General features: G+C 62.7%; 12 protein-coding genes and 1 tRNA gene. 7 read left to right on the forward strand and 6 right to left on the reverse strand.

The window, feature by feature from the left end:
• Positions 1-293 precede the first annotated feature (293 nt).
• Complete coding sequence (locus F6X59_RS28090) at positions 294-1,475, forward strand: MFS transporter (RefSeq protein WP_152959313.1); 1,182 nt, start codon at positions 294-296, stop codon at positions 1,473-1,475.
• Between the two features lie 118 nt (positions 1,476-1,593).
• Positions 1,594-1,974, forward strand: a complete 381-nt coding sequence (locus F6X59_RS28095; RefSeq protein ID WP_152959314.1) for a hypothetical protein — start codon at positions 1,594-1,596, stop codon at positions 1,972-1,974.
• A 69-nt stretch (positions 1,975-2,043) separates the two neighbouring features.
• On the opposite strand, the gene F6X59_RS28100 is transcribed toward F6X59_RS28095, so the two are convergent.
• A tRNA-Ser gene (locus F6X59_RS28100) sits at positions 2,044-2,133 on the reverse strand.
• A 290-nt stretch (positions 2,134-2,423) separates the two neighbouring features.
• Between F6X59_RS28100 and F6X59_RS28105 the strand changes: the two genes are divergently transcribed.
• The 3 genes from F6X59_RS28105 (at position 2,424) to F6X59_RS28115 (ending at position 4,982) form a co-directional block, all read left to right on the forward strand.
• Positions 2,424-3,113: a crotonase/enoyl-CoA hydratase family protein gene (locus F6X59_RS28105; protein WP_152959315.1), complete on the forward strand. Its 690-nt coding sequence runs from the start codon at positions 2,424-2,426 to the stop codon at positions 3,111-3,113.
• 81 nt (positions 3,114-3,194) lie between these two features.
• A complete protein-coding gene (locus F6X59_RS28110; RefSeq protein ID WP_152959316.1) occupies positions 3,195-3,914 on the forward strand; it encodes a 1-acyl-sn-glycerol-3-phosphate acyltransferase in 720 nt (239 codons plus the stop codon).
• Positions 3,915-4,010: 96 nt separating this feature from the next.
• A complete protein-coding gene (locus F6X59_RS28115) occupies positions 4,011-4,982 on the forward strand; it encodes a magnesium and cobalt transport protein CorA (RefSeq protein WP_152959317.1) in 972 nt (323 codons plus the stop codon).
• Positions 4,983-5,013: 31 nt separating this feature from the next.
• Here F6X59_RS28115 and F6X59_RS28120 read toward each other — a convergent pair whose 3' ends face one another.
• Positions 5,014-5,748, reverse strand: a complete 735-nt coding sequence (locus F6X59_RS28120; protein WP_152959318.1) for an amidotransferase — start codon at positions 5,746-5,748, stop codon at positions 5,014-5,016.
• A gap of 478 nt (positions 5,749-6,226) precedes the next feature.
• Here F6X59_RS28120 and F6X59_RS28125 point away from each other — a divergent pair, with 478 nt between their 5' ends.
• The gene (locus tag F6X59_RS28125) at positions 6,227-7,027 is read left to right on the forward strand and encodes a cytochrome c (RefSeq protein WP_152959319.1); all 801 of its coding nucleotides are present in this window, start codon (positions 6,227-6,229) and stop codon (positions 7,025-7,027) included.
• A gap of 51 nt (positions 7,028-7,078) precedes the next feature.
• Here F6X59_RS28125 and F6X59_RS28130 read toward each other — a convergent pair whose 3' ends face one another.
• The 4 genes from F6X59_RS28130 to F6X59_RS28145 form a co-directional block, all read right to left on the reverse strand.
• Positions 7,079-7,411 (reverse strand): ribonuclease E inhibitor RraB, encoded by a 333-nt coding sequence (locus F6X59_RS28130; protein ID WP_152959320.1) that lies wholly within the window; start codon positions 7,409-7,411, stop codon positions 7,079-7,081.
• Between the two features lie 174 nt (positions 7,412-7,585).
• On the reverse strand, positions 7,586-7,822 hold the full coding sequence (locus F6X59_RS28135) for a hypothetical protein (RefSeq protein WP_152959321.1): 237 nt from the start codon (positions 7,820-7,822) through the stop codon (positions 7,586-7,588).
• Between the two features lie 126 nt (positions 7,823-7,948).
• Entirely contained in the window at positions 7,949-10,006 is a 2,058-nt protein-coding gene (locus F6X59_RS28140) for an LTA synthase family protein (RefSeq protein WP_152959322.1), read from the reverse strand.
• 144 nt (positions 10,007-10,150) lie between these two features.
• Positions 10,151-10,342, reverse strand: a complete 192-nt coding sequence (locus tag F6X59_RS28145) for a PLDc N-terminal domain-containing protein (protein ID WP_085675605.1) — start codon at positions 10,340-10,342, stop codon at positions 10,151-10,153.
• Between the two features lie 124 nt (positions 10,343-10,466).
• Here F6X59_RS28145 and F6X59_RS28150 point away from each other — a divergent pair, with 124 nt between their 5' ends.
• Entirely contained in the window at positions 10,467-11,405 is a 939-nt protein-coding gene (locus F6X59_RS28150; RefSeq protein ID WP_152959323.1) for a ZIP family metal transporter, read from the forward strand.
• Positions 11,406-11,521: the final 116 nt, after the last annotated feature.

Genomic DNA, 11,521 nt, shown 5'->3' on the forward strand with positions numbered 1-11,521 from the left:
GCCCGCGCGGCGCATCGCGAGCAAGCTCGCTCCTACATTTGTTGCAACGTGGCCATGCCTGTTAGGCCATGGTTGTCAGCCTGGTTGGCATGACGGGATTTTGAGGTGGGCATTGATGCCGCTTCACATGACTTGAGACATGCGCCAAGGCAGGCAACCATGGCTTCACAGGTTCGGCACGTTGCAACAAATGTAGGAGCGAGCTTGCTCGCGATGCGCCGCGCGGGCGGCGCTCGATCTCACAGGCGCAATAAAACCATCGACGAACACCCCCAGCACCAAAAGAGAACCCCATGAAATCCCCCTCCCTCAGCCGCGCGCTGATCCTGCTGATGGCCACCGCCACCGGCCTGGCCGTGGCCAGCAATTATTACGCCCAACCACTGCTGCACAGCATCGCCCAACAATTCGGCCTGAGTACCGCCAGCGCCGGCAGCATCGTCATCGCTGCGCAACTGAGCTATGGCGCCGGCCTGCTGTTGCTGGCGCCACTGGGCGACCTGTTCGAGCAGCGCCGGCTGATTGTGGTGATGACCGCCATCTCCACCCTCGGCCTGGTGATCAGCGCCTGTGCCCCAAGCCTGCCCTGGTTGCTGCTGGGCACCGCGCTCACCGGCCTGTTCTCGGTGGTGGCGCAGATCCTCGTACCCATGGCGGCCACCCTCAGCGAGCCGCATCAACGCGGCCGCGCAGTGGGCACATTAATGAGCGGGCTGCTGCTGGGCATCCTGCTGGCGCGCACTGCGGCCGGTTTCATGGCCGAGCTGGGCGGCTGGCGCAGCATCTACGTGCTGGCCGCCGTGCTGATGGCGCTCGCGGCGCTGGCGCTGTACCGCAACCTGCCTGAACACAACAGCCATGCCGGCTTGAAGTACCCGGCGCTGATCGGCTCGGTGTTCCGCCTGTTCATCGAAGAGCCGGTGCTGCGCCTGCGCTCGCTGCTCGGCCTGCTGGCGTTCAGCCTGTTCGCGCTGTTCTGGACACCGCTGGCGTTCCTGCTGGCACGCGAGCCCTACCACTACTCCGACGCGGCCATCGGCCTGTTCGGCCTGGCCGGCGCCGCCGGTGCACTGGCGGCCAACTGGGCCGGGCGCCTCGCCGACCGTGGCAAAGGCTCATTGGGCACCACTGTTGGCCTGGTGGCGCTGTTGTTGTCATGGGTGCCGCTGGGCTTTGCCGAAAGCTCGCTGCTGGCCTTGCTGGTCGGCGTGCTGGCCCTGGACCTGGCCGTGCAGCTGGTGCACGTGAGCAACCAGAATGCGGTGATCGCCTTGCGGCCTGAAGCACGTACCCGGCTGAATGCCGGCTACATCACCTGTTACTTCATCGGCGGTGCGCTAGGCTCGTTGCTGGGCACCCAACTGTTCCAGCGGCAAGGGTGGATGGGCATCGTGCTCGCAGGCTTTGTGATCGGCACGCTGGCCTTGGTGGTATGGGCCCTGTCGCAGCGCAAGGCCGCAGCGCAGCTAGCCTGAAGCCATCATTGGGCGTGACAACCCGCCACATTACCCTCCGTCGCCTGGCCGTTGACTTGCCTGCCCCGGCGGCGCTCAGTAGGCGCTGGTCAAGACCTTTCACTGACAGGACGACTCAATGACAAGACTCACGGTGCAATCCGGCGATTTCTTGCAAGGTGAAGGCGAGTTTCGCAATGGATCGCTCACTCTCAAGACCCCGCGCAGCCCTTCACCCGGCGAGCGAATTTCACTGGCCCGCATCGCTGACCTGCGCCTGGCCAGCCTGGAGTCCAGCCGTAACCTGGGTACCGCCCTTGGCTGGGGCGTGGCCGGGGCGCTGGTGGCCGGCCCGGTGGGCCTGCTGGCCGGGCTCTGGCTGGGCGGCAAAGAGGAAGAAGCCACCTTCCTGGCCACCTTCAAGGATGGCCGCAAACTGATGGCCATCACCGATGGCAAGACCTGGTCGAAGATCGACGACACCTGGCGCCAGCATCGCCGCCCGACAACTGCCGATTGAGCCGCAGCACAGCAGCCCCGGAATGCAAAAAGCCCCCGAACTTTTCAGCTCGGGGGCTTTCGCAGAATGTGGCGGTGAAGAAGGGATTTGAACCCTTGATACGATTTCTCGTATACACACTTTCCAGGCGTGCTCCTTCGACCACTCGGACACTTCACCGTTTTCTCTCCAAGGCTTTCACCCCGTCGAGGCGCGCTAATTTAGTAGAAGAGCTTTTCTTTGGCAAGCATTTTTTTCAAATTTTTCATGCATTTAAGCCAACCCACTGAAAACCCGAGGTTGCCAGGGCATTGCTGCCAATCTCGCCTGCGCTTTTACCCCCTGCAAACGCCCCACCCTCGCCGCGCAAGGCATCGCGCCCTGACGCTGACTGGCCGGTCAGCCTTGCTGCTTTACCTGGCCCGCCGTGCTGGGTAACGTCGTCGCCACGTCACCCTAAGGATTGCGCCATGAGCGAGCTGATTACCTACCACGCCGAAGACGGCATCGCCACCCTGACCCTGAACAACGGCAAGGTCAACGCCATCTCGCCGGACGTCATCGCGGCCTTCAATGCCGCCCTCGACCGCGCCACGCAGGAGCGTGCCGTGGTAATCATCACCGGCCAGCCAGGCATCCTCTCCGGTGGATACGACCTCAAGGTGATGACCTCCGGCCCTAAAGAAGCCGTGGCCCTGGTCACCGCCGGCTCCACCCTGGCCCGGCGCCTGCTGTCGCACCCGTTCCCGGTGATCGTCGCCTGCCCCGGCCATGCCGTGGCCAAGGGCGCCTTCCTGCTGCTGTCGGCCGACTACCGCATCGGCGTCGAAGGCCCGTACAAAGTCGGCCTGAACGAAGTGCAGATCGGCATGACCATGCACCACGCCGGCATCGAGCTGGCCCGCGACCGCCTGCGTCGCTCGGCCTTCCACCGCTCGGTGATCAATGCCGAGATGTTCGAGCCCAAGGACGCACTGGATGCCGGCTTCCTCGACAAGGTGGTGCCGGCCGAGCAACTGCTTGAGGTCGCCCAGGGCGTTGCCCGCGAGCTGAAGAAGCTGAACATGCTGGCGCACAAGAACACCAAGCTGAAAGTGCGCAAAGGGCTGCTGGATGCCCTGGACGAGGCCATTCTGCTCGATCAGGGCCACATGGGCTGAGTGCACCGGCTCACACCAGGGTTTGCCCCGGCCAGTGCACAGCCGTACACTGCGCCGCGACTGTCTGGTGTGAGCCATACCATGCTTTACTCGCTTCGCATGTTCCTGCTGGCGCTGCACTTCCTGCTGGTGGGCGCCATCGGCCTTTTGATCGGCCTGCTGCGCCCCTTCAACCGCGACAACAGCCGCGTCTTCGCCCGCCTCTACAGCCTGCCGGCCACTTGGCTGATGCGCATCAAGGTCAAGGCCGAAGTCGGCCCGCTATGGGACCAGCCGCCCGGCTGCGTGATCATCGCCAATCACCAGTCCAACTTCGACCTGTTCATCCTCGGCCATGTGGTGCCGCAACGCACCGTCGCCATCGGCAAGAAGAGCCTCGGCTGGATCCCGCTGTTCGGCCAGCTGTTCTGGCTCGGTGGCAATGTGCTGATCGACCGCAAGAACAGCTACCAGGCGCGCAAGGCCATGCAGACCACCACGCGCATCCTGCAAGACGACACCTCGATCTGGATCTTCCCGGAAGGCACGCGCAACCCCGAAGAGCAGTTGCTGGCGTTCAAGAAAGGCGCATTTCACATGGCCGTGGAGGCCGGCGTGCCGATCGTGCCGGTGTGCGTCAGCCGTTATGCCCGGCGCCTGAACCTGAACAGCTGGCGGCAGCGCACCGTGATCATTCGCTCGCTGCCACCGATCGCCACCAGCGGCCTTAGCCAGCAGGACCTGCCAGCGCTGATCGAACAGTGCCGCACCCAGATGCAGCACTGCATCAATAATATGGAAAATGAACTGGCAAAGACCTAGGTCGTTTTCATCGCGGGCAAGCTCGCGCCTACAGTTGCTCTACGGCCAACTACAGCCCAAGCTGTAACCCGTGTGCAACCGAACAAGTGGATAACCATGGGTCGAGTCGTGGCATCGGCGGTGTATGCCGCCGGCAGAAAGGTCACCAACATCAATATCGACGAAGGCAGCGAGTGGGCACGCAAGCCGGGGCATTTCGTGTGGATCGGCCTGGAAGAACCCAACGCCGAGGAGCTGGCCAACCTGCAGTGCCAGTTCAACCTGCACGAACTGGCCATCGAGGATGCGCTGGAAAAGCACAGCCGGCCCAAGCTGGAAACCTTCGGTGACGCGCTGTTCATCGTCACTTATTCGCCGGTGCGCCACGAAGGCAAGCTGGAGTTCATCGAAACCCACATCTTCGCCGGCAACGGCTACATCATCACCTGCCGCAACGGCCACTCGAAATCCTACGCCCTGGTGCGCCAGCGCTGCGAGGCGCGCCCGCTGCTGCTCGAACATGGCGAAGACTTCGTGCTGTATGCCCTGCTCGACTTCGTCACCGAGAACTACCAGCCGGTCAGCGAGGCCATTCATGGCGAGATCGAGGCGCTGGAACAGCGCGTGCTGAGCACCACGCTGCAGGAGGAGGATATCCAGCGCCTGCACAGCCTGCGCCGCGACATCCTGCGCCTGCGCCGCTACGTGGCGCCGATGGTGGAAATCAGCGAGGAACTGCAGCGCCTGAGCTTCCCGTTCATCGACAAGAACATGCGCCCGTACTTCCGTGATGTGCAGATTCACGTGACGCGGCAGATGGAGGACCTGGCCGGGATTCGCGACATCGCCAGCCAGACCATCGAAATCGGCATGCTGCTGGAATCGTCACGGCAGAGCATCGTGCAGCGCAAGTTTGCCGCCTGGGCGGCGATCCTGGCCTTCCCCACGGCGATTGCCGGGATCTACGGGATGAACTTCCAGAACATGCCTGAGCTGAACTGGCACTATGGCTATTTTGGGGTGCTGGGCGTGATCGCGCTGGGGTGTTCGGGGTTGTTTGCCAGCTTCAAGAAATCTGGCTGGCTCTAGCGGGTTGGGGCGCCTTGCGCCCCAGGGTTGATCAGGCAGCGCTGTCGCTGGCTTTGGCCGGCTGCTGGATGAAGCGCATCATCCATTCCCCCACCAGGTCGCCCTGGTGCTCGGTGGCCAGGCTGGCAATGGCCTTGTGGTACACATCGTCCCCCAGGTACTCCTGACGCGCATCGAGCAGCGCCCGCGAGTAGTCGTGGACGAACTCCGGGTGGCCCTGGAAGCACAGCACCTGGTCACGGATGTGGTACGCCGCATTCGGGCAGAAATCGCTGGAGGCGATCACCGTGGCGCCCTCCGGCAGCTCGGTGACCTGGTCCTGGTGGCTGATCAGCAAGGTCAGCTCGGAAACCTCCGGGTCCATCCACGGCGCATGCGCTGCCAGCGAGTAGCGGTGAACGCCCACGCCCCAGCCCTGGTCGGCGCGCTCGGCCTTGCCACCCAGGGTCAGCGCCAGCAACTGATGACCGAAGCACACACCCAGCAGCTTCTCGCCACGCTCGTAAAGCTTGAGCAGGTAGGCCTTGAGCGTCTGGATCCAGGGATCGCTACCGAATGAATCGGCCTTGCTGCCCGTCACCAGATAGGCGTCGAAGCGTTCGCCGTCGGGCGGGTAGACGCCGTTCATCACGTTGTACACACGAAACTCGGCTGCGATCGGCTGACGCGAGAAGAGCTGCTCGAACATCCTTCCGTAGCCCTGGTACTGCGCGGTCAACTCCGGTCGCAGGACATCGGTTTCAAGGATGCAGATGCGTAACGACATAGGGATAGTCCTGAACGACATGGGTGGGAATCTGTTGTAGAGACTGACGCGAAAGCCACGTACAAGCAAGTAGGCTGCACTGACGAACGGTCACATTTGGTCTGAGAATCACGGGGGGGTACGCGGCTGTCTAGGCAGAGCTTGCCAGCGGGATGGCTAATGGCCTCATAGCCAATCGATATCTCAATACGCCCACTTAGAACAAAGGGTTCTCGACAATGGATAACGCTCGCCCTGCGGGTGGTTTATATCCACATACATGAGGCAAGCAGACCCGACAAGGAAGCCACCGGGTATTCAGGAATAACAACAAGAAGGCGGTCCGCCATGTTCAGACAATCGAAACTTCGCCAAGCCGGGCTTATTCTCTTCGCCACGACTTTGCTGCTGATTCTTCCCAACCTTACGCGGTTGTTCGGCTGACAGCGCCAATGCTTCGCTTGGGTTAATCTTGCGGCTTTATGGTCGGAGTTTACCCATGCGCCATTGCCTTGCCCTGCTGGCCCTGTTGTTGTGCCTGCCGCTGTCGGCGGCGCAGTTGCACCTGGAGCTGGGTGACAGTACCCGGCAGTGGTCCAGCGAGGAACTGTTGAAACACCCTCAGGCCCGCGACATCGACATCGATCAGGACGTTTCCTACAAGCGGCCCATGCATTATCGCGCCGTGCCCTTGGCAACGCTGCTGCAAGGGGTGAAGGGCGATGACCATCTGCAGGCAGTGGCGCTGGACGGTTTTGCCGCAGAAATGCCGGCCGCGCCGTTACTGCAGGAGGGCCCGGCACGCGCCTGGCTGGCGGTCGAGGACCCGGCCAGGCCGTGGCCAGCGCTGGGCGATGGCAAGCCGAGTGCCGGGCCGTTCTACCTGGTGTGGACCCACCCGCAGGCCAGTGGCATTCGCCCCGAGCAATGGCCCTTCCAGGTCACCACGATCCGCCGCCTGGCGCCGGTCGAACAGCGTTTTCCGGCGTTGCTGCCCGACCCCAAGCTGGCGGCCAATGACCCGGTACGCCAGGGCTTTGCGTTGTTCCAGCAGAACTGCCTGGCCTGCCATCGGCTCAATGGTGCGGGGGATGCGCAGTTCGGGCCGGACCTGAATGTGCCGCACAACCCGACCGAGTATTTCCGGCCTGAGTACCTGCGCATGTACATTCGCGACCCGCAGAGCTTGCGGCAATGGCCGCAGGCGCGGATGCCGGGGTTTGCCGAGGGTGTGCTGAGTGAACAGGAGCTGGATGCGTTGCTGGCTTATCTGCAGCATATGGCCGGGCGCAGGCCTTGAAATCGGGGGACCCTCTTCGCGGCGGCCCGCGAAGAAGGCAACACAACCCTCTCAGGCAATCAGCCTTTCCTGCTTGACGCCCCACCCTTCGACTTCGCCGCCACAGGGTGAAACGACCTGCTCGAAGGCCTCCTCAAAATCACCAATCCCGCAATAGGTGGCGTACATGACCTTGCTCAGTTCCAGGTGCCACGCGCCATCGTCCAGTTCACGCACCTGAGCATTCAACGATTCACCACGAAACTGCCCGGCTGCCCGTCGCGCGCCGGCTTCATCTGGAAAGACCGCGTAGAACTCGATGGGGTGGATGCGGGTGAAGTCGAAACCGCCAGCTTTCATCTGGCGCAAGACATTGCTGCTGATATCGTCGTTCAGGCTGCTCATGAATCGTCCTCCCGAATAATGCGATGGATAGACTTTCCGTGCACTACGCACCTGCCGGCAATGCCGACAGATCGAGCTGATGCAAGACGCGAATTGAATAGGTACAGGCCCGCAGAAAAGGCCAGCACCTCCCACCAGCGTAGTGCCTGCGCAGGCACCACGCCAACCGGTGATTCAGGGCGCTTCGTGGATGCTGGTGATGATCACGCCGTTCTGCTCCTTGAGCCAGCGTGCAGTGGGGGATGGGGCGCGGTCCTGGAAGTCATTGAGGTCCAGCTCATCCATGACCGGAAACAGATGCGAACGGATGGCACGGGCCGCCTCCTCCTCGCTGGGGCACTGTTCACCGTGCAGCAGCAAGCGGGTTGGTTCGCCTTTCTGGTCGGCAAAGATGACTTCCCACTCTTTCATTGAATTGCCCTCTCAATCAAAGAACACCCGGTGTGTGACGCCTGTAGATGCAGACCTTGGGCCTGACAAATCGTTCCAGCAACAGAAAGGGCCGCATTGCGGCCCTTTCTGTTGGCTTACGGATGTTTATTTCTTGGGCGTACCGTGGACAACACCGGCAGTGTTTTCCAGCAGGCTCTTGGTCGCCGTCTGGATGAAGGCCTCAAGCTGCTGCAGCATCTGCGGCTGCTCCGGGCTTTCGATCAGTTCGGCCTTGAACTCGCTGCCCAGCTGGTAGCGGTACATCCGCGGGCTCATGTCCTTGGACTCGATCAGCAGCTGATCGCCCTTGACCAGGCCGACGATCTGCTCGCTGCCCGACGGCTTGATCATGCCGATACCCGGGTCACCCTCAGGCAGGTTGAGCAGGTCGCGACCCCAGCACTGGTGGCGGGTTTCACCGCCCAGGCGGCCCATGATGGTCGGCACGATGTCGACCTGGGTACCGACGGTGTGGTTGACCGCGCCGAACTTCTCCTGAATGCCCGGCGCGATCAGCAGCAGTGGCACGTTGAAGCGGCCCAGGTCCAGCTCGGTGACCTGCTGCTGGTTGCCGAAGCCGTGGTCGCCGACAATCACGAACAGGGTGTCCTTGAAGTAAGGCTCTTTACGTGCCTTCTCGAAGAACTGGCCCAGCGCCCAGTCGGAGTAGCGCATGGCGGTCAGGTGCTCGTCCAGGCGGCCTTGCCCTGTAACCTTCTCGACCGGCAGGTTTGCCGGCAGCGCATACGGGGTGTGGTTGGACAGCGTCTGCAGCAGCGCGTAGATCGGCTTCTTCTGGTCGTGCTTGGCCAGTTCCTCGTTGCCGCGGTCGAACATGTCCTGGTCGGACACGCCCCAGGTCGGGTCGGAGAACACCGGATTGACGAAGTCGTTACGGCCAATGAAGGTGGTCATGCCCTGGTTGCCGAAGAACCCGGACTGGTTGTCCCAGGCGAAGTCGCCGTTGTAGACGTAGACGTCGTCGTAGTCGCGGGCACCGAGCAGCGCCGGCAGGCCGGAAAGCTTGTGGCCACCCTCAGGGGTCTGCATCAGGTATTCGAAGCCTGGCAGGTTGGGGAAGCAAGCCATGGTGGCGAACATGCCCTGGTGGGTATGGGTGCCGTTGGAGAAGAAGCGGTCGAACAGCAGGCCTTCTTTGGCCAGCTTGTCGAAGTACGGGGTGATGTTGTTCGGGCTGCCCAGCGCACCGACCGAGTGGCCGGCGAAGCTTTCCATGAGGATCACCACGACGTTCTTGATCGGCAGGGTGCGATCGGCCGGCGGCACGAAGTCGCGGCGCACGGCGGCCTCGTCGGCGTCGACCAGGGTATCGTTGGCAGTCAGCAGTTGCTTGCGCACGGTCTCGGTGGCCAGTTCCTGTTTCAGCACCGGCTTCCAGATATTGGCGCGGTCTTCGCCGAAGCGGCTCTTGGCTGCGTCGATCAGGGTCAGCGTGCCGTTCAGGCCCAGCTGGTTGACGAAGTTGGAGTCGGTGGTAAAGGCATCACCCCAACGCATCGGCGGGCCCTGGCGCAGGGTGCCACGGGCAGCGACCACCGCCACCAGCAGGATCACCATGAACACTGCCACGCGGGCGTACCATGGCGCCACACGCTGTTCGCCGGCACCCCGGGTCAGGCGGTCGATGCCCTTGAACAGCAGGCTCAGCAACCAGGTGCCAAAGGCCCAGGCCAGCAGGTAGCGAACCACCGGGAAGCCGTACCAGAGCATGCTCAGCACGGTCTTCGGGTCTTCCTTGATGTACTGGAAGACCAGGCCGTTGAGGCGCTGGTGGAACTCACGGTAGAAGTCCATCTCCATCAGGCCGAGGAACATCACCACGCTCGAAGCGAGGGTCAGCCAGAAGCGGAACAGCCCGCGCCGGGCCATGAGCCAGGGGCTCAGCATCGCCAGCAGCAGGGGAATGCTCAGGTACACCACCACCCGCAGGTCGAAGCGCAATCCGTTGAAGAAGCCTTCGGCGACGGTCGAGTAAGGGGTGTCGCCGATCATGTCGTTGTTGTAGACCAGCAGCGCCAGGCGCACCAGGCTGAGCATCAACATGATCACCAGGCCGCTGAGCAGCGTATAGGCCAGGTGCGATTTCAAGGTCGGCGTGAACGCTCGCGCGCCCTGTTGCCTCAAGGCATCCGTGTTAGCCATGAATGGGAAGGTCCTAGGATTGCGGTTTGCGGAGGTGGCGTTGGGGCTGGCCCAACGCAAGCATTATGCGGGAGCGGATTCTGTTTAATCCAATGTGAAAATTTTGTCACGTTACTATTGCTGATTTTGTCTGGGACGCGGCTTTCAAATCCGGACATTACCCCGCGGCCCGGCAATCGCCCAGATCACCAGGCCCAGCACCGGCAGCAGGGCAATCAGCAGAATCCACAGCACCTTGATCCCCACTTCGCTGCTGCTTTTGATCACATTGAGGATCGCCCAGATGTCCAGGGCGAGGATGATCAGGCCGACCAGGCCATTGAAGGTAGAGCCCATTGCCACGTTCTCCTTGAAAGGCTGTTGCTGAGCATAGTCCTCTATCAAGGCTATAGAAGGGAATCCTTGGCCAGCCGCACAGGTCACTGCCTAGACTGCAAGCATTAATGGATTCGAGGTTCCTATGCCCCCCGCTCACAGCCAAAGCGCCACTCCACCTTCCCTGCTCAGCGCCTGGCGCCAGCAGGTGCTCAGCACCCCGTGGCTCAGCGCGGGCCTGGGCGTGAGCCTGCTGGCGGTTATCGTGCTGCTGGCGGCCAGCTTCTGGAATGCCATCAATGGCGACCACGCCGACAACCTGCACCTGGCCGCGCTCGGCGGGCTTTCCGGTTTTGCCGCCACCGCCCTGGGTGCGGTGCTGGCCGTGGTGCTGCGCGATGTCAGCGCGCGCAGCCAGGATGTGATGCTCGGCTTTGCCGCCGGCATGATGCTCGCCGCCAGTTCGTTCTCGCTGATCCTGCCGGGCCTGGATGCCGCACGCGCCATTACCGGCAATGGCCCGGCGGCGGCGTTCACCGTGGTGCTGGGCATGGGCCTGGGCGTGCTGCTGATGCTCGGCCTCGATCGTTTCACCCCGCACGAGCATGAAAGCACCGGCCCCTGTGGCCCGCAGTCAGAACGGCTGAGCCGGGTGTGGCTGTTCGTGCTGGCGATCACCCTGCACAACTTGCCCGAAGGCATGGCGATCGGGGTGAGCTTCGCCAATGGCGACATGAACATCGGCCTGCCGCTGACCAGCGCCATCGCCATCCAGGACATCCCCGAAGGCCTGGCCGTGGCCCTGGCCTTGCGGGCGACCGGGCTGTCGAACCTTAAAGCTGCACTGGTAGCGATGGGGTCGGGGCTGATGGAACCCTTGGGGGCAGTGATCGGTTTGGGCATTTCCACCGGCTTTGCCCTGGCCTACCCGGTCAGCATGGGGCTGGCGGCGGGGGCGATGATCTTCGTGGTGTCCCACGAGGTGATTCCCGAGACCCACCGTAACGGGCACCAGACGTCGGCGACCGTGGGGTTGATGGGTGGGTTTGCGGTGATGATGTTTCTCGATACTGCGTTGGGTTAGAGGGGTTCGCCGACGTTGTTGCGGTGTCGGTGAGATCGAGCGCCGCCCGCGCGGCGCATCGCGAGCAAGCTCGCTCCTACATTTGTTGCAACGTGCCGAACCTGACAGGCCATGGT

This window comes from Pseudomonas sp. MN1F (assembly GCF_009391885.1).
GTDB lineage: Bacteria > Pseudomonadota > Gammaproteobacteria > Pseudomonadales > Pseudomonadaceae > Aquipseudomonas.